17 protein-coding genes are annotated in these 16871 nt (G+C 54.9%); 6 read left to right on the top strand and 11 right to left on the bottom strand.

What is annotated here, in order from left to right; genetic code table 11:
* Nucleotides 1-22: 22 nt before the first annotated feature.
* The 3 genes from BLU05_RS23260 to BLU05_RS23250 form a co-directional block, all read right to left on the bottom strand.
* Nucleotides 23-1615, bottom strand: a complete 1593-nt coding sequence (locus tag BLU05_RS23260) for a peptide ABC transporter substrate-binding protein (protein WP_091885539.1) — start codon at nucleotides 1613-1615, stop codon at nucleotides 23-25.
* A gap of 60 nt (nucleotides 1616-1675) precedes the next feature.
* A complete protein-coding gene (locus BLU05_RS23255; protein WP_091885536.1) occupies nucleotides 1676-3274 on the bottom strand; it encodes a peptide ABC transporter substrate-binding protein in 1599 nt (532 codons plus the stop codon).
* 191 nt (nucleotides 3275-3465) lie between these two features.
* Entirely contained in the window at nucleotides 3466-5061 is a 1596-nt protein-coding gene (locus tag BLU05_RS23250; RefSeq protein WP_091885533.1) for a peptide ABC transporter substrate-binding protein, read from the bottom strand.
* A 574-nt stretch (nucleotides 5062-5635) separates the two neighbouring features.
* Between BLU05_RS23250 and BLU05_RS23245 the strand changes: the two genes are divergently transcribed.
* Nucleotides 5636-6433: a DUF1295 domain-containing protein gene (locus BLU05_RS23245; RefSeq protein ID WP_091885530.1), complete on the top strand. Its 798-nt coding sequence runs from the start codon at nucleotides 5636-5638 to the stop codon at nucleotides 6431-6433.
* 31 nt (nucleotides 6434-6464) lie between these two features.
* On the opposite strand, the gene BLU05_RS23240 is transcribed toward BLU05_RS23245, so the two are convergent.
* Nucleotides 6465-8090, bottom strand: a complete 1626-nt coding sequence (locus tag BLU05_RS23240; RefSeq protein WP_091885527.1) for a cisplatin damage response ATP-dependent DNA ligase — start codon at nucleotides 8088-8090, stop codon at nucleotides 6465-6467.
* Nucleotides 8087-9106 (bottom strand): ligase-associated DNA damage response exonuclease, encoded by a 1020-nt coding sequence (locus BLU05_RS23235; RefSeq protein ID WP_091885525.1) that lies wholly within the window; start codon nucleotides 9104-9106, stop codon nucleotides 8087-8089. Before BLU05_RS23235 ends, BLU05_RS23240 begins: the two co-directional genes overlap by 4 nt.
* A 312-nt stretch (nucleotides 9107-9418) precedes the next feature.
* Here BLU05_RS23235 and BLU05_RS23230 point away from each other — a divergent pair, with 312 nt between their 5' ends.
* From BLU05_RS23230 to BLU05_RS23215, 4 genes are all read left to right on the top strand, one after another.
* Complete coding sequence (locus BLU05_RS23230) at nucleotides 9419-11938, top strand: ligase-associated DNA damage response DEXH box helicase (protein ID WP_091885633.1); 2520 nt, start codon at nucleotides 9419-9421, stop codon at nucleotides 11936-11938.
* A gap of 26 nt (nucleotides 11939-11964) precedes the next feature.
* The gene (pdeM, locus tag BLU05_RS23225) at nucleotides 11965-12651 is read left to right on the top strand and encodes a ligase-associated DNA damage response endonuclease PdeM (RefSeq protein ID WP_091885631.1); all 687 of its coding nucleotides are present in this window, start codon (nucleotides 11965-11967) and stop codon (nucleotides 12649-12651) included.
* Nucleotides 12652-12718: 67 nt separating this feature from the next.
* On the top strand, nucleotides 12719-12937 hold the full coding sequence (locus BLU05_RS26590; protein WP_091885523.1) for an AbrB/MazE/SpoVT family DNA-binding domain-containing protein: 219 nt from the start codon (nucleotides 12719-12721) through the stop codon (nucleotides 12935-12937).
* Entirely contained in the window at nucleotides 12918-13262 is a 345-nt protein-coding gene (locus tag BLU05_RS23215; RefSeq protein WP_244518504.1) for a type II toxin-antitoxin system PemK/MazF family toxin, read from the top strand. The genes BLU05_RS26590 and BLU05_RS23215 overlap by 20 nt, the downstream gene beginning before the upstream one ends.
* Nucleotides 13263-13288: 26 nt before the next feature.
* On the opposite strand, the gene BLU05_RS23210 is transcribed toward BLU05_RS23215, so the two are convergent.
* The 3 genes from BLU05_RS23210 to BLU05_RS23200 all read right to left on the bottom strand — a co-directional run bounded on the left by BLU05_RS23210 (nucleotide 13289) and on the right by BLU05_RS23200 (nucleotide 14349).
* Nucleotides 13289-13570: a type II toxin-antitoxin system RelE family toxin gene (locus tag BLU05_RS23210; RefSeq protein ID WP_091885519.1), complete on the bottom strand. Its 282-nt coding sequence runs from the start codon at nucleotides 13568-13570 to the stop codon at nucleotides 13289-13291.
* Nucleotides 13554-13805 carry a type II toxin-antitoxin system Phd/YefM family antitoxin gene (locus BLU05_RS23205; RefSeq protein ID WP_091885516.1) on the bottom strand — a complete coding sequence of 84 codons (252 nt, stop codon included), beginning with the start codon at nucleotides 13803-13805 and terminating at the stop codon, nucleotides 13554-13556. Before BLU05_RS23205 ends, BLU05_RS23210 begins: the two co-directional genes overlap by 17 nt.
* A gap of 82 nt (nucleotides 13806-13887) precedes the next feature.
* A complete protein-coding gene (locus BLU05_RS23200; protein ID WP_091885513.1) occupies nucleotides 13888-14349 on the bottom strand; it encodes an Lrp/AsnC family transcriptional regulator in 462 nt (153 codons plus the stop codon).
* A gap of 120 nt (nucleotides 14350-14469) precedes the next feature.
* Here BLU05_RS23200 and hppD point away from each other — a divergent pair, with 120 nt between their 5' ends.
* A complete protein-coding gene (gene hppD, locus BLU05_RS23195; protein ID WP_091885510.1) occupies nucleotides 14470-15582 on the top strand; it encodes a 4-hydroxyphenylpyruvate dioxygenase in 1113 nt (370 codons plus the stop codon).
* A gap of 1 nt (nucleotide 15583) precedes the next feature.
* On the opposite strand, the gene mazF is transcribed toward hppD, so the two are convergent.
* The 3 genes from mazF to maiA form a co-directional block, all read right to left on the bottom strand.
* Nucleotides 15584-15919 (bottom strand): endoribonuclease MazF, encoded by a 336-nt coding sequence (gene mazF, locus BLU05_RS23190; RefSeq protein WP_091885507.1) that lies wholly within the window; start codon nucleotides 15917-15919, stop codon nucleotides 15584-15586.
* Nucleotides 15919-16161, bottom strand: a complete 243-nt coding sequence (locus BLU05_RS23185) for an AbrB/MazE/SpoVT family DNA-binding domain-containing protein (protein WP_210184629.1) — start codon at nucleotides 16159-16161, stop codon at nucleotides 15919-15921. The genes mazF and BLU05_RS23185 overlap by 1 nt, the downstream gene beginning before the upstream one ends.
* A gap of 64 nt (nucleotides 16162-16225) precedes the next feature.
* Nucleotides 16226-16870 (bottom strand): maleylacetoacetate isomerase, encoded by a 645-nt coding sequence (maiA, locus tag BLU05_RS23180; protein WP_091885501.1) that lies wholly within the window; start codon nucleotides 16868-16870, stop codon nucleotides 16226-16228.
* Nucleotide 16871 lies beyond the last annotated feature (1 nt).

Genomic DNA, 16871 nt, shown 5'->3' with positions numbered 1-16871 from the left:
AAGGCACGGCGTGCAGCGGTTGCTATTCAAGGCTCAGAAATTTGCTCAGATGTTCGTTTGGCGCATTATCAATCCAGCCTTTGACTTTGCTGGCGATAAGCCAGAGGTTGGCACTGTTCATCAGTGTGGTGGTTGGTTGGTCGCGCGCCAGCAGGGCTTCCGCCTCGTGCATGATTTTGGAACGGGCCACCGGATCGCGCTCGTCGTAGGATTTCTTCATCAGCGCGTCATATTCCGGATTGTTGTAATGTCCGTAATTGAAGGTTTTGTTGGTGCTCATGTGGAGCGCGAGGAAGGTTTCAGCATCGGCGTAATCAGCAATCCATCCGGCCCGCGCGACGTTGAACTTGCCGCCCTCCTGCAGGTAGGCGTAGTGGGATGACACATCGAGGTTCATCAGGGTGACGTTGGCGCCGAAGGTTTTCTTCCAATTATCAGCAACCGCAGTGGCGATACGCTCGTGGTTGGCATTGGTGTTGTAGCGGATTTCAATGTTCAGCGGTTTGCCACCTTGACCATACCCGGCTTCCTTCATCAGAGCGACTGCCTTGTCGTCACGATCCAACTGGGACATGCCGGCAAAAGCCGGCTTTTCCGGCTCGCCATAACTGGCGATACCCGGAGCGACAACGGAATAGGCTGGCAGCTGTGCACCGCTGTAAATTTCATTGGCTAGGAAATCGCGGTCGATTGCCATGGACAGCGCATTGCGCACACGAACATCATTGAATGGCTCGGTGCGCGAGTCAAAGGCGTAATAATAGGTTCCAAGACGCGGTGAAATATGAACCTGCTCACCCCATGATTTGCGCAGGCGTGCGATCTGATCCGCCGAGAAATTGAAGACGATATCCATTTCCTTGGCTTCAAAACGCCGAAGCGCCGCCGCATCATCCTCGGTTGGATAGAAAACCACCTTGTCGAGCTTGACGCTGGCAGCGTCCCAATATTCGGGGTTCTTTCCAGCAGTCAGATGGTCATTCGGCACGTGCTCAAGCAGCTTGAAAGCGCCATTGCTGACCAGCTTGCCCGGTTTGACGAAATCAGCACCGTTCTTTTCGAAACTCGCCTTATTGATCGGGAGCGCAGTCTGGTGTGCCAGCAGTTCCAGAAAGAAGGGTGTTGACCGCTCCAATGTGACTTCGAGCGTCTTCGCATCAACAGCCTTCACGCCAAGCTGATCAATGGGCATTTCACCCTTGTTGATCTTTTCGGCATTTTTGATCGGGTAGAGAATATTGGCGTATTTGGCCGCTGTCTTCGGGTCTTCGATGCGGTGATAGGAGAAGACGAAATCCTCAGCCGTAACCGGCGTGCCGTCAGACCAGTTGGCCCTGTCGCGCAGCTTGAAGGTGTAAACAGTGCCATCGTCAGAGACTTTCCAGCTTTCCGCTGCACCGGGAACAATCTTGCCGCTGGCGTCGTAGATTGTCAGCCCTTCATAAAGGTCCTTGACGATGAAAGCTTCAATATCGATGGATGTCTGTGCCTGATCGAGCGTATTGGGCTCACCGCTATTACCACGATGCAGAACCACTTCGGCAAGGGCGGGACTTGCAGCGAGCATCAACGTGCCCAACAGCGCCGCAACACGTAAATTGAATTTCACAGACATCGTCGACCGTCCTTTCACTCTTTATCCAAACACGTTGCGCATAGCGCAGCGGCCAAGCGGTTACTGTTCAAGGCTAAGGTATTTGCTGAGGTGATCGTTGGTGCCGTTATCTGCCCAACCCTTCACCCGGTTGGAGACAAGCCAGAGCTGGCCAAAATTCATCATCGGCGCGACGGGCTGTTCGCGCAGTACCAAGGCTTCGGCTTCATGCAGGATTTTGGAGCGGGCAGCCGGGTCTTTTTCGTCATAGGACTTTTTGACAAGGGCATCGAATTCCGGGTTGTTCCAGCGGCCATAATTGAACGTGGTATTGGTGCTCAGATTAATGACCATGAAGTTCTCTGCATCGGCATAATCAGCCGTCCAGCCGGCGCGGGCCACGTTGAATTTGCCGCCCTCTTTCAGGTAAGCGTAGTGGGCGCTGACGTCGTTCTGCAGCAGGGTGACAGTGGCACCGAATGCCTTTTTCCACATATCCGCAACCGCGATGGCAACGCGTTCATGGTTGGGATTTGTGTTGTAGCGGATTTCGATATTGAGCGGCTTGCCGCCCTCGCCATAACCTGCCTCTTTCATCAGCTCCAGTGCCTTATCTTCGCGATCAAGCTGCGACATGTCGGCAAAATCGGATTTGGCCGGTTCGCCGTAACTGGCAATGCCGAGCGGTACGAGGGAATAGGCGGGAAGCTGGGCACCCTTGTAGATTTCCTTCGACAGGAAATCGCGATCGATGGTCATGGACAGTGCGCGGCGCACACGCACATCGCTGAAGGGTTCAACGCGGGTGTCAAATGAATAGAAATAGGTCGACAGCGCCGGAGTGATACGAACCTGATCACCCATGGATGCGCGCAGCCGTTCGATCTGGTCGGCGGAGAAATTGTAGACAAGGTCCAGTTCCTTGGCTTCGAAGCGCCGCACGGCTGCTGCCTGATCTTCGGTCGGATTGAAGATCACCTTGTCGAGTTTCACATCCGCCGCACCCCAATAATGCGGGTTCTTGGCTGCGGTCAGGTGATCATTCTGTACGTGTTCAGCGAGCTGGAACGCTCCATTGGAGACGAGTTTGCCTGGTTTGATGAATTCGGCGCCGTTCTTTTCAAGACTGGCCTTGTTAACCGGCAGCGCGGTCTGGTGCGCCAGCAATTCGACGAAGAACGGTGTTGACCGTTCCAGCGTGATCTCAAGGGTTTTGGCATCGATTGCCTTCATGCCCATCTGGTCGATGGGAAGTTCGCCCTTGTTGATCTTTTCGGCATTTTTGATCGGATAAAGCATATTGGCGTAGCCAGCAGCCGTCTTTGGCTCTTCGACGCGTTTGAACGAGAAAATGAAATCATCCGCGGTGACGGGCGATCCGTCGGACCAGTTGGCATTGGCTCTGATCTTGAACGTGTAAACAGTACCGTCATCAGAGACGGTCCAGCTTTCGGCAGCGCCCGGAACGATCTTGCCAGCGGGATCATAGCTTGTCAGACCCTCATAGAGGTCTTTCAGGATGAACGCCTCGATTTCAAGCGATGTTTGCGACGGGTCGAGCGTTTGCGGTTCACCGCTATTGCCACGGTGCAGAACAGCTTCGGCAAGCGCCGGGCTGGCAGCCAGAAGAAGCGATCCGGCAAGCAATGCGGCGGTAAAATTGAACTTTACAAACGTCATCTGGCTGTCTCCTCACCAATGATTGGTCAGTGATCGGTATGAAATGGCAATGTTTTCCCGTTCACTATCCGGTGAAAGAATAGCGGCGGGTCGATCAGGTTTTTGATTTTGCGGTCGGAAAAGTGGCACATAACGAGCCGGGCAAATGAAAGACGCGCAACCTGCGAGTGCAGATTGCGCGTCAGACTTTGCTATTCAACGCTGAGGTATTTGCTCAGATGTTCGTTGTTGGGGTTATCGCCCCAGCCCTTGACCTTGTCGGCCACGAGCCAAAGGTTGGCGTCATTCATCAAAGGCGCAATCGGCTGGTCGCGCATGATCAACGCTTCTGCTGCATGCAGAATCTTCGAGCGTTCTGCCGGATTGCGCTCTTCATAGGATTTCTTCATCAGCGCATCGAATTCCGGATTGGAATAATGGCCATAGTTGAAAGTCTTGTTGCTGCTGACATTGAGGTTGAGGAAGTTTTCCGGGTCCGCATAGTCGGCTGTCCAGCCTGCACGGGCAACGTTGAATTTGCCGCCTTCCTGCAGATAGGCGTAGTGCGATGAGATATCGAGATTCATCAGCGTCACATTGGCGCCCAATGTCTTCTTCCACATATCAGCAACCGCCGTTGCCACACGCTCGTGGTTCGGGTTGGTGTTGTAACGGATTTCGATGTTGAGCGGCTTGCCGCCTTCGCCAAAGCCCGCTTCCTTCAACAACTTGACGGCCTGATCATCGCGATCAAGCTGTGACAGGTCGGCAAAATCGGCCTTGGATGGCTCGCCGTAATTTTCCATGCCCGGAGGAACCAGAGAATAGACAGGCAGTTTGGTGCCGTTATAGATGTCCTTGGCGAGGAAGTCGCGGTCAACGGCCATGGAAAGAGCGCGGCGAACGCGAACATCATCGAATGGCGCGGTACGTGTATCGAAGGGGTAGTAATAGGTCGCCATCGCCGGGGTCACGTGGACCTGCTTGGCATTGGCAGCGCGCATGCGCTCGATCTGGTCAGAAGAGAAGTTGTAAACGAGGTCGAGTTCACCTGCTTCGTATCGTCGGACGGCTGCCGCCTGATCTTCCAGAGGATAGAAAATCACCTTGTCCAATTTGACGTTTGCCGCGTCCCAATAATTCTCGTTCTTGGCAGCGGTCAGATGGTCGTTCGGTACATGCTCAAGCAGCTTGAATGCGCCATTGCCAACCAGCTTGCCCGGTTTGACGAAATCAGCACCATTCTTTTCAAAGCTTGCCTTGTTGATTGGCAGTGCGGTCTGGTGCGAAAGCAGCTCGATAAAGAACGGGGTTGGACGTTCGAGCGTGATTTCAAGAGTCTTGGCATCAATTGCCTTTACGCCAAGTTCTTCAAGCTTTGCATTACCCTTGTTGACCTTTTCGGCATTCTTGATCGGATAAAGAATGTTGGCATAACCGGCAGCGGTCTTGGGGTCTTCGACGCGGCGCATCGAGAAGACAAAATCTTCGGCTGTTACAGGGGTGCCATCGGACCAGTTGGCCTTGTCGCGCAGCTTGAAGGTGTAAACTGTGCCATCATCGGAAACTTTCCAGCTTTCGGCTGTGCCCGGAACAATCTTGCCGTTGGCATCATAAATCGTCAGGCCTTCATAGAGGTCCTTGACGATGAATGCCTCGATATCAATCGAGGTCTGTGCCTGATCAAGCGTCTGCGGTTCACCGCTGTTGCCGCGATGCAGCACGGTCTCAGCCAGTGCCGGGCTTGCGCCTATCATCAGCGATCCAAGCAGCAGTGCCGCACGGAGATTGAGTTTCATAAATGACATTTTTTTAGTCCTTCCCCTTTGAAGAATTATGAAGGCATGAACAAAAGCCAAAATTTGGCCAAACGCAAGCCGTCGATTTTCCGAATTATGCGAATTGTGCGAGTCGTCGAAATGACCTAAATCGAGTTAAGAGCGGGAATAAGCAGCATTTTCAGGCTGTTTGGCGTAGAAGCCAATTTTACGAAAACGTCAAAAAAAATGTGCATGATGTGGACCGCCGGGCCAATTCTCGCCTTTTTCTGATCAAAAATCGTCGTTCATGCGCTATCGCACCACCTGTTTCGAGATTTTTCATCAAAATTGAAATTTGGTTATCGAAGCGTTTCGGATGCTGTTCAGATTTTAGCACTAGTGAGCAGAGCTGGCTGTCTTGCTATCTGATATAAGACTAAAAGATAAGGAAACTGTCGGCTCGAAAGACCGCTTCAAGACACTGCAAACTTTGTTTCGGGGCTACGGACAAAAATGGGTCCATTCCTTGTTGTGATTTGCCGATTGGAAAAATCCTGTATGTTATGTTGTCCCGCCTTTTTGAACATCAGCCAAACTCCATCGTGAATAACAGGTCAAATGCATGACAGCTCCGGTCATTCTCATCATTGCAGCTGTCGCCCTTTGCGTTGTCATGGCCTGCGCGTTCCTCGCGCAGCGTATGACCGGCAATAGCGGGTGGGCTGACACTTTCTGGTCGTTCGGTGTGGGCGCAATTGGCATTCTCTCGATTTTGTTTTCAAACGATATGGTCTCGTCATCGCGAAAATGGCTGGTGATCATTCTGCTCGCGCTCTGGTCGTTGCGGTTGGGTGGACATATTCTGCTTCGCACGCTCAACAGCGAGGACGATCCGCGTTATGCACGCTTGCGCCGGGAGTGGGGTTCCGCTGCCAATTCGCGCATGTTCTTTTTTCTGCAAAGCCAGGCGTTCGCCGGAATTTTGCTTGTCATCAGCGTCTATATAGCCGCCGCCCGGCCTGACATAGATCTCGAATTTCCGGATTATCTTGGGCTTGTCGTTATGCTTATTGCCCTTGCGGGTGAAGCGATTGCCGATTGGCAGCTCAAGCGGTTTTCCCGCAATCCCGCCAATCGCGGCAAGATATGTGACACCGGCCTCTGGCGCTGGTCGCGTCATCCAAACTATTTTTTTGAATGGCTTGGCTGGGTGTCCTATGTGCTGATTGCGGCGGATTTCGATGGTGATTATGTGCATGGCTGGCTGACGCTCGCCGCGCCTGTACTGATGTACATACTGCTGCGTCATACGTCAGGTGTGCCACCGCTGGAGGAACATATGCTGGCGACACGCGGTCAGGCTTTCCGGGATTATCAGCAGCGCACCAGCATCTTTTTCCCCATGCCTCCGCAGAAATGACCGGAGCCGAAATGCTCAGGGGCAAGTCAGATCAATCCACAGGATCGGCATTGCGCAGCAAGGATTCCAGTGTTTCCAGCCGGTCCGCCTCAATCGGCGGCTTGTCCCAGCGCAGGCGCGAAATACGCGGAAACCGCATGGCAACACCTGACTTGTGACGTTTCGACCGGTTCAGTCCCTCAAAGGCTATTTCCAGCACGAGCCCATGATCCGGCTCCGCCCGCACTGATCGCACCGGGCCAAAACGCTCCGTGGTATTATTGCGCACATAGGCGTCGAGTTGTTTCAATTCTTCGTCGGTAAAGCCGAAATAGGCCTTTCCGACGGGCACGAGATGTGGGTTCTCTTCGGGGCCGGTCCAGACGGCGAAAGTATAATCCGAGTAGAAGCTGGATCGCTTGCCATGGCCGCGCTGCGCATAGACGAGCACGGCGTCAATGATGAAGGGATCGCGTTTCCATTTGAACCAGGGTCCTTTCGGACGTCCGGGCACGTAAGTGGAGTCGCGCCGCTTCAGCATCAATCCTTCGATGATGGGGTGCGGAGGGTTTTTTCGCAGCTCCACCAGATCATGAAACGTTTCATAGGGTACGAGCGGTGACAAATCGAAACGCGTAGCGTCGAGTGTGGTGACAAAACGCTCAAGTTTTTCGCGTCGTTCAGCGAAGGGCAAGGCCCGGATATCTTCTGCGCCATCAAACAGCAGATCGTAGAGCCGCACGAAAGCCGGATGACTTTCCATCTGCTTGGCCGTGACAATTTTGCGGTTGAGCCGTTGCTGCAGATCACCGAAGGCACCGATCTCTATGGTGTCGGTGCTACTGCGTGCAACGAGCAGTTCGCCGTCAAGTGTGCCCTCGAAATTCATGGCATCGGCAATATCCGGAAAGGCGTGGGAGATATCGTCGCCCGTGCGCGAATAAATGCGGCGCTGCCCCGCCTCCGCGGTCAATTGCACGCGGATGCCGTCCCATTTCCATTCCGCCGCATAATCCTCTGCGATGATTTTCGCGTAGTCAGGCTCTTCAAGCGGGGTTGAGAGCATAACCGGGCGGAATGGCGCGGCAGCAATGCTTGCCGGCTTTTCCGCTTTTCCTTCAAGCCAAGCGAAGAGAGATTGATAGGGTGGCTTCAGCCCGTGCCAGAGTTCTTCAATCTCGCCGACATCCACTTTGCCGAAATCCGCCAGTGCCTGCTTGGCCAACCTTGCCGAAACGCCAATGCGCAGACCACCGGTGACCAGCTTCAAAAGGGCATAGCGGGCGGATGCATCGAGCTGATCAAGCCATTTTTCCACCAGCCTTATCGCATCGCTGCGTGAGGCGCGCGCCAGTGAAGCGACGACATCACCAAGGGTCGGAATGGCGTTGACCCGCGATGGCTCTTTGGCTGCCCAGGCAAGGGAAATGGTTTCGGCAAGATCGCCGACATAATCATAGGAATAGGCAAAAAGCTGCTCATCCATGCGCTCGGCAATGAGCCCGCGCAGCATGGCGGGTTTGACATTGGCGATGTCAAGATCACGCGTAATCGCAGCAAGGGCAAGGCCCCGGTCCGGGTCCGGTGTCTGCCTGAAATAGTCGACGAGCAGCGTGATCTTGCCATTGCGCTGCGGCGTCAGCACCAGCCGGTCAAGCAGCGCGGCAAATTCCTTCATCCATCTCCCTCGTCCTCATAGCCGACAAGATTGAGCGGCCGTGCGGCAAAACCATTAAGCTCGCACCATCTGACAAGCGCCTCTTCGCGTCCATGGGTGACCCAGATCTGCGACGGCGCCAACTCCTTGATTGTACCGGTAAGTTCATCCCAATCACAATGGTCTGACAGGATGATCGGCAACTCGACGCCCTGCTGGCGCGCCCGCTGGCGAATGCTCATCCAGCCCGATGCAAAGCACGATACGGGATCAGGAAAACGGCGCGCCCACCGGTCAAGGAAAGCCGATGGTGGCCCGACGACAACGCTACCGGCGAAATCCTGCGGTGTGCCCGTTTCCACGGTGGCGGAGGATAATGGTCCCAAATCAATGCCCTGCGACTGGTAATAGTCGCAAAGCTTTGTCATTGCGCCGTGAATGTAGATTGTCCTGTCATAGCCCGCATCCCGCATCATGCGGATAACGCGCTGTGCCTTGCCAAGCGCATAGGCACCCACAAGGTGCGACCGCTCGGGAAACTGTGCAATCGATTTCAGAAGCTTGGCGATTTCGTCCCTGGCATTGGGGTGACGGAACACCGGTAGGGCGAATGTGGCTTCGGTGATGAACACATCGCAGGGCACCAGCTCGAAGCCAAGACAGGTTGGATCAGCCGCCCGCTTGTAGTCGCCCGAACAGACAATACGCATGCCATCTTTCTCAACCGCAATCTGGGCGGAGCCGAGCACATGGCCAGCCGGATGAAAGCTGACTTTTACGCCGTTGATTTCGGTGACAACGCCAAGTTCGGCTGTCTGCGTGGACCCGGCAAAATCATCGCCATAGCGTATGCCCATAATATCAAGGGTCTGACGGGTGGCCATGACCTTCTGGTGGCCCGATCTCGCATGATCCGCATGGCCATGGGTGATCAAGGCGCGTTCAACCGGGCTGACCGGATCGATATAAAAATCCCCCGCTGGTGAATAGAGACCTTCCGGCGTGGATCGCAAAAGTTCTTCTGGGCGGGTCAGCATGGGGGAACACTCGATGCAGCGGTGTCACACCCCCCTCTGCCCTGTCGGACTCCGGGGCGAGCCACGGGTCTCGCCCGTCCTTCGGACCCCCCACAAGGGGGGAGATCACATTGACACGAGCGCTTTCCCACAACCGGAAGCATTGCAGATTGTGCAAAGGCAGTAATACAGCTGATCTCGCCCCTTGTGGGGGAGATGTCCGACAGGACAGAGGGGGGTGAAACCGACAACATTTCCTCCATGCTCTTTCATTAACGAAGACAGGCGAAAGAAAACTTGGCGCTTTTCCCGCGCATCATTACATTCGCTCTTGTGAGCACCAAGACAAAGCCCCTTTTTGCTGAAGACAGCACACTCCTGCCAAAACCTTTCCTGGACTGGTTTCAGGCCAAGGGTTGGTCGCCCCGCGCGCATCAGCTGGAATTGCTGGAGGAAGCGCAATCTGGCCATTCCGCGCTGCTCATTGCACCGACGGGCGCTGGCAAGACGCTGGCGGGCTTTTTGCCTGCACTGGTTGATCTTTCAACGCGCGGCAAAAGCAATACCACCAGCCGCGGCGTCCACACACTCTACATCTCGCCGCTCAAGGCGCTGGCGGTTGATATCGAGCGCAATCTGGCCCGACCCATCGAAGAGATAGGTCTTGATATCACCATCGAAACCCGCACCGGCGATACGCCTGCCCATAAGCGGCAACGCCAGAAGCTTGTTCCACCCGATATTCTCCTGACCACACCGGAACAGCTTGCTTTGCTGATTGCCAACAAGGATGCGGGGCGATTCTTTTCCGATTTGCGCTATGTGATCTTTGACGAGCTGCATTCACTGGTCACATCCAAACGTGGCCACCTCTTGTCCCTCGGTTTGGCCCGGTTGCGAAAACTGCAACCGGGACTACAAACGATCGGGCTTTCGGCAACGGTTGCGGACCCTGACGCTTTGCGGCGCTGGTTGTTGCCGCAGGTGAACGGCATGCCCATGGCGAGCCTCGTCAAGGTCGAAGGCGGAGCCAAACCCCATATCACCATTCTTGAATCCACGGATCGTATTCCCTGGGCCGGTCATTCGGCTGTCTATGCACTGCCGGGCGTCTATGAGGCGATCAAACGGCACAAGACGACGCTGATTTTTGTCAATACCCGCAGTCAGGCTGAGCGTCTGTTCCATGATCTCTGGATGGCCAATGACGACAATTTGCCGATAGCACTGCACCACGGCTCGCTTGATGTCAGCAAGCGCCGCAAGGTGGAAGAGGCCATGGCCAACAATGCGCTGCGCGCTGTTGTTGCCACGTCGACGCTGGATCTCGGTATTGACTGGGGCGATGTCGATCTGGTCATCCATGTGGGCGCACCAAAGGGCGCAAGCCGCCTCGCCCAGCGCATAGGACGGTCCAATCACCGCATGGATGAACCCTCGCGCGCCATCCTCGTTCCGGCCAATCGGTTCGAGGTAATGGAATGTCAGGCGGCACTCGACGCAAATTATCTCGGGGCGCAGGACACACCGCCGCTTGGCGATGGTTCGCTTGATGTGCTTGCCCAGCATGTGCTGGGGATGGCCTGTGCTGAACCGTTTCATGAACAGGCACTTTTCGACGAGATTACCACGGCCCTGCCCTATGCGACCCTGCCATATGAAACGTTTCATCGGATTGTCGACTTTGTGGCAACCGGCGGCTACGCGCTGAAAAGCTATGAGCGCTTTGCCAAGATACGCCAGACTGCTGATGGCACATGGCGCGTCACCCACCCCCGTTTTGCCCAGCAATACCGGCTGAATGTCGGCACGATCATCGAAGCCCCGAGCCTCAATGTGCGCCTTACCCGCCAGCGCGGTAAGGGCGGCAATGCGCGTGGCGGCCCGGTGCTTGGCAAAGTCGAGGAGTCGTTCCTCGAGGCACTGTCGCCTGGTGATACGTTCTTCTTTTCCGGGCGCGTGCTGCGCTTTGAGGGCATCCGCGAGAACGAATGTATCGTTTCAAACGCCGAAGGATTTGACGCCAAAATCCCCGCCTATGCGGGTGGCAAATTCCCGCTGACCACCTATCTCGCCGATCAGGTCCGCTCCATGCTTGCGGACCCTGATCGCTGGGGCGCCCTGCCCGATCAGGTCAGCGACTGGCTGCGCATCCAGAAGGAAAAATCCGTGCTGCCAGATCCCGGCAGTTTGCTGGTTGAAACCTTTCCGCGCGGCGAGCGCTATTACATGGTGGTCTACCCCTTTGAAGGTCGGCTTGCGCATCAGACCCTCGGCATGCTGCTGACACGGCGGCTTGAACGGGCAAAGGCCCGGCCGCTTGGCTTTGTCGCGACGGATTACGCCCTCTCGATCTGGGGACTGCGCGATATGGGCCGCATGTTCAAGAATGGCGAGTTGCCGCTTTCTGAGTTTTTCGATGAGGATATGCTGGGCGATGATCTTGAAGCATGGCTGTCCGAAAGCTGGATGCTGAAGCGCACCTTCCGCAACTGCGCGTTGATTTCGGGGTTGGTGGAAAAGCGCCATCCGGGTCAGGAGAAAACCGGGCGGCAGGTCACGGTCTCGACGGATCTCATCTATGACGTCCTGCGCACGCATGAGCCTGACCATATCCTCATTCAGGCCACGCGCGCGGATGCGGCTACCGGGCTTCTCGACATTCGCCGCCTTGCCGATATGCTGGGACGAATCAAGGGTCACATCATTCATAAGGATCTCGACCGGATATCACCGCTCGCTGTTCCCGTGATGATGGAAATCGGCAAGGAACGCGTTCCGGGTGAAGCCCACGAAACGCTTCTGGAAGAGATAGCAGACGAGTTGACCCGCGAGATGATGGAAGGCAAATGAATCTGGCGGTTCACACAACACGGACAATGCTGCACGGCGCGGTTGAGATCGATATCGCCGGGCACACGGCCATCTGTGATCCATCAGGGGCGCTTTATCTCGAGGCCGACCGTATCCTCATCGTCTCGGACCTGCATTTCGAAAAAGGTTCGTCCTTTGCCCGGCGCGGCATGATGCTGCCGCCCTATGACACCGCCTCCACACTGAAAGTGCTGGCGGCATGCATTGCCCGTTATCATCCCACCTGCGTTATCAGCCTTGGCGATAGTTTCCACGATGGCGATGCCGCCGCCCGCCTGCCCGAGATTTACGCGCAGCAGCTTGCAGCACTGATGCAAGGCCGCGACTGGATATGGATTACAGGCAATCACGATCCTGACCATCCTGCTGATCTTCCCGGTGATACCTATCGGGAACTTGCCTTCGGCTCGCTGGTGTTTCGCCATGAACCTTCAAAAGGCTCCCCCTTGGGCGAAATCGCCGGACATCTGCATCCCGCGGCAAAAGTCGTCAGGCGTGGCCAGGCGGTGCAAAGGCGCTGTTTTGTCAGCGATCACACGCGCATGATTATGCCTGCTTTTGGCGCCTATACCGGCGGCTTGAATGTTCTTGGCCGGGCCTTTCACGGCCTCTTTGACGGTACCAACCTCAAGGCCTATATGCTCGGCCACAACAGGGTCTATCCCATGCTGCGCAAGGCCTTGTACCCCTGATTAATGTTCGTAACGCACTTGTATGGGGTAAGGAAATTCCTTACATTGCGCGATAAGGAGCCCCATTATGATCACGAGCAAAATGACGAGCAAGGCACAGACGACGATACCGCAGGCGGTGCGTACGGCGCTCAAACTGAAACCCGGCGATGAGATTGCCTATCAGATTGAGGATGGTCGTGTGATTCTCATGCGAACGGAAACCGGGGCGGTAAGTGACGACCCATTCGCAACCTTCTCGGAATGGGACAGTGATGCGGACAGAAATGCCTATGCAGACCTTTAAAGCAGGAGATATTGTTCGCGTGCCGTTCCCGTATACGGATCGGAACACGCGGCAGCACAGGCCAGCACTCGTGATTTCCAACAGCGCTATCGGCGAGAACAAAGAGTTCCTTTGGGTGCTCATGATTACGAGCGCTGATAACAAGCGATGGGACAATGATGTTTCAATCCCATTACACCTTGAGGCGGGATTGCCCGCTCCATCGGTTATTCGACCATCAAAAATAGCCACTATAGAAACCGCTCACGCTGATCATTTGGGCCAGGTCAGCGAAGTGGTTTTCGAACAAGTGAAGCAAAAGATAGCAGCGATCCTCAAATTATAGTCGATTTGCTTCCACGCCGTCCCCACTTAGCGCTTTCTCGCGAGGTTATAGACCTCGCTGCGTTCCCGTTTCCCTACGGCCACGACGAGCACCGTTATGGTTTCGTCATGGACCCGATAAACCAGCCGGTAGCCCGCCTGCCGAAGCTTGATCTTGTAATGATCAGGCATGCCATGCAGGGCGGCACTGGGGACGCGAGGCATCTCCAGCCGCTCTCTTAGCTTCTTGATGAGTTGCTGGCGGATCGTAGCGCCAAGCTTGTCCCATTCCTTGCGGGCGGATGGAAGGAACTCAAGCTTGAAGGTCATTAATATTGACCGGAACGCCCTTTTCATCCGACCGGGATTTGATGATTTCAGCCAGATGAATATCATCAAGTCGATCAAGCATGGCTTCGTAAACATCAGCGGGAACCATATAAGCCATGACGCGGTTGTGGTTGAGTACGGCCACCGCTTCGCCCTGCGCCTCATTCATGATTGCGGTCGGACTCTTCTTGAGGTCTGATACGGTCACCGCCACCGAGGCTTCGACACGTTGCATGGCAATCTCCATTAAGTGCGAAATTTAGTATTTATATCAGTATAATAATTCGATCTTTTTATAAAGCCATAAATCGAGGCGGTCAAATCGGCAACCGCCCATCCTCCTTAAGCGTATCCAGCACGATGGCGGTTTTGACGTTTTGCACGGATTCATGCGGTAGCAGCACCTCATTGACGAAGGCGGAAAGTGCGCGCAGATCAGGTGTGACCACCTTGATGAAATAATCCATCTCGCCGGTGAGCGCATGGGCCTCCATCACCTGTGGCAGCTTTGAAATCAACTCGGAAAACCGGCGGGAGTTGTCCCGATTATGGGTCGCCAATGTCACTGAGATGATGTTGACGATGCCAAGGCCAAGCTTCTCCCGGTCAATCTCCGCCCTGTAACCGCGGATAAATCCCTCCTCCTCCAGCCTTGAACGGCGGCGGGAGCACTGGGAGGCCGACAGGTTGATCCGTTCGGAAAGTTCGTTATTCGTGAGTCGTCCGTCCTCCTGCAGGGAAGACAGTATTTTGCGGTCAAATGCATCAAGGTGTTCCATTCATGCATTCCTTATCAATAATATGCACGATACATGCATATTATGCCTCTTGGGAGCGTCGATATGCAAGCACTTTGCATGTGCTTTGCGCGATAATGACGCAAGCCAGAGGAGGATGTTATGGGCCCATTTCCGCACGACGCACCTGTTGCCACGATCAGCAAGGATAATCCTGCTGGAACCGATGGCTTTGAGTTTGTCGAATTCGCGCATCCTGAGCCAGAAAAGCTGGAAGAACTTTTTACCCGCATGGGCTACAAGCCCGTTGCCCGGCATCGTTCGAAAAACATAACGCTGTGGCGTCAGGGCGATATCAATTACATCCTCAATGCTGAACCGGGTTCCCATGCGACGAAATTCGTTGGGGAGCACGGTCCCTGTGCCCCATCCATGGCCTGGCGCGTGGTTGATGCCAAGCACGCCTTTGATCATGCGGTTGCCAAGGGTGCGACGCCCTATACCGGCGATGACAAGACCCTAGATGTTCCCGCTATTGTCGGCATTGGTGGCTCGATGCTGTATTTCATCGAAAAATATGGTGAGAAGGGCTCTGTTTATGAGGGCGAGTTCGAGTGGTTGGGCGAGCGCGATCCGAAGCCTGAAGGCGTTGGCTTCTACTACCTTGATCACCTCACCCATAATGTCTATCGCGGCAATATGGACAAGTGGTGGGCGTTTTACCGCGAATTGTTTGGCTTCAAGCAGATTCACTTTTTCGATATTGCCGGTAAGCTGACGGGCCTTGTCTCCCGGGCGATCACCTCGCCCTGCGGCAAGATCCGTATTCCCTTGAATGAATCGACTGACGATAAGAGCCAGATCGAGGAATATCTGCGTAAGTACAAGGGCGAAGGCATCCAGCACATCGCTGTCGGCACCGAAGGTATTTATGACGCGACGGATAAGCTTGACGAAAATGGTCTCAAGTTCATGCCGGGTCCGCCCGAAACCTATTACGACATGTCGCATGACCGTGTGCATGGCCATGACGAGCCGATTGAACGGATGAAGAAGCACGGCATTCTTATCGATGGCGAAGGTGTCATCGATGGGGGCATGACAAAAATCCTGTTGCAGATTTTCTCCAAGACGGTCATCGGACCGATCTTCTTCGAGTTCATCCAGCGCAAGGGTGACGAAGGCTTTGGCGAGGGCAATTTCCGTGCCCTGTTCGAGTCAATCGAAGAAGACCAGATTCGCCGCGGCGTCATTAAGGTTGATGCAGCGGAGTAAGCTAGCGTTTACCAATCAGTGCGGCGGCTTTATTGCGAATTTCGGCGAGTTCACTCGCGGAAACCTTGCCTTTGTAAGTGGCACGACGGACACGCCAATCTAGACTCTTGACCTGATCGGCAAGCACAGCGCTGGGTCGATCACTCGCAATTGCTACCTCGAATGGATACCCCTTGATCTGTGTGGTCATGGGGCAGCAAAGCATCAAACCGATCCTGCCGTTGTAGCTGGCAGGACTGAGTACAACTGCGGGGCGATGCCCGGCTTGTTCGTGACCTGCTTGTGGATTGAAATGCAGCCAAACAACATCGCCGGCATCCGGCACGTAGGCTGGCATTAAAGTGCTTCCTTGCCGACAGGATCGCCGAAATCGGCCTCAGAATGTATATTTTCAGGTGTTATGCCTTCGATCAACTGATCCAGATCATATTCGACCTGCCGGACTGGCTCGATAATAATCAGCCCTTCTTCTTCGCGCACATCAACCAACGTGTCGAGCTCCAGTCGAGCTGCCGCCATGACGGCAGCCGGTATGCGTACAGAAGCACTGTTGCCCCATTTTTTAACCGTTACACGCATAACACGCTCCATGTATCATCATTGTTGATACATTAGCCATTGCGCTTTGTTGTGTCAACAATGTCTATACGTTCGATTTGGCCTTATCCGGGTGTGCAGCAGCAAAAGCCTTCAGCTTTTCGCAGCGTTTGGTGATGGCGTTCACGCGCTTCAGCCCTGAAATATCCGCGCCCCAGCGGCGGGCATTATAAACCTGTGGTACAAGGCAGAAATCCGCCATTCCTGGCTTATCGCCATGGCAGAATTTGCCGGTATCCGGACTATCAAGCAGCCTTTCGAATGCCGCCAATCCTTCCGCGATAAATTTCTGCATCCATGCACTGCGTGCAGCATCGCCGCCGCCGGTGATCTCCATCACGTGCGCAATGACCCCGGTGTTGCAGACGGGATGGGTTTCCATTGCTATGGCATAGGACAACGCGCGCACCCGCTGTCTGCCTGCGGGATCAGGCGGCAGGAATCCAGCATCTGGGTAAATCTCGTCAAGATATTCGATGATCGCCAGTGACTGGGTCATCATCCGCCCGTCCATCGCCAACGTCGGAACGAGGCCCTGCGGGTTGCGGCTGAGATTATCAGGGTCCTTGTGCTCGCCCTTGAGCAAATTCACGGGAACACTCTCATAATCAAGCTTGAGGCTCTGGAGTGCTATGCGCACCCGGTAGCTTGCCGATGACCGCCAATATTCAAAGAGGATGAGCCCGCTCATT

This window comes from Phyllobacterium sp. OV277 (genome assembly GCF_900104355.1).
Classification (GTDB): Bacteria; Pseudomonadota; Alphaproteobacteria; order Rhizobiales; family Rhizobiaceae; genus Phyllobacterium.
This window is presented reverse-complemented; position numbering and strand designations above follow the sequence as displayed.

What these genes read in the sequence shown, in the direction of transcription:
- maiA (WP_091885501.1), bottom strand. Translation starts at nt 16,870, where the DNA reads ATGAGCGGGCTCATCCTCTTTGAATATTGGCGGTCATCGGCAAGCTAC.
- BLU05_RS23215 (WP_244518504.1), top strand. Translation starts at nt 12,918, where the DNA reads ATGCCTATGCAGACCTTTAAAGCAGGAGATATTGTTCGCGTGCCGTTC.
- BLU05_RS26590 (WP_091885523.1), top strand. Translation starts at nt 12,719, where the DNA reads ATGATCACGAGCAAAATGACGAGCAAGGCACAGACGACGATACCGCAG.
- BLU05_RS23260 (WP_091885539.1), bottom strand. Translation starts at nt 1,615, where the DNA reads ATGTCTGTGAAATTCAATTTACGTGTTGCGGCGCTGTTGGGCACGTTG.
- BLU05_RS23245 (WP_091885530.1), top strand. Translation starts at nt 5,636, where the DNA reads ATGACAGCTCCGGTCATTCTCATCATTGCAGCTGTCGCCCTTTGCGTT.
- pdeM (WP_091885631.1), top strand. Translation starts at nt 11,965, where the DNA reads ATGCTGCACGGCGCGGTTGAGATCGATATCGCCGGGCACACGGCCATC.
- hppD (WP_091885510.1), top strand. Translation starts at nt 14,470, where the DNA reads ATGGGCCCATTTCCGCACGACGCACCTGTTGCCACGATCAGCAAGGAT.
- BLU05_RS23205 (WP_091885516.1), bottom strand. Translation starts at nt 13,805, where the DNA reads ATGCAACGTGTCGAAGCCTCGGTGGCGGTGACCGTATCAGACCTCAAG.
- mazF (WP_091885507.1), bottom strand. Translation starts at nt 15,919, where the DNA reads ATGCCAGCCTACGTGCCGGATGCCGGCGATGTTGTTTGGCTGCATTTC.
- BLU05_RS23200 (WP_091885513.1), bottom strand. Translation starts at nt 14,349, where the DNA reads ATGGAACACCTTGATGCATTTGACCGCAAAATACTGTCTTCCCTGCAG.
- BLU05_RS23235 (WP_091885525.1), bottom strand. Translation starts at nt 9,106, where the DNA reads ATGCTGACCCGCCCAGAAGAACTTTTGCGATCCACGCCGGAAGGTCTC.
- BLU05_RS23240 (WP_091885527.1), bottom strand. Translation starts at nt 8,090, where the DNA reads ATGAAGGAATTTGCCGCGCTGCTTGACCGGCTGGTGCTGACGCCGCAG.
- BLU05_RS23250 (WP_091885533.1), bottom strand. Translation starts at nt 5,061, where the DNA reads ATGTCATTTATGAAACTCAATCTCCGTGCGGCACTGCTGCTTGGATCG.
- BLU05_RS23185 (WP_210184629.1), bottom strand. Translation starts at nt 16,161, where the DNA reads ATGCGTGTAACGGTTAAAAAATGGGGCAACAGTGCTTCTGTACGCATA.
- BLU05_RS23255 (WP_091885536.1), bottom strand. Translation starts at nt 3,274, where the DNA reads ATGACGTTTGTAAAGTTCAATTTTACCGCCGCATTGCTTGCCGGATCG.
- BLU05_RS23210 (WP_091885519.1), bottom strand. Translation starts at nt 13,570, where the DNA reads ATGACCTTCAAGCTTGAGTTCCTTCCATCCGCCCGCAAGGAATGGGAC.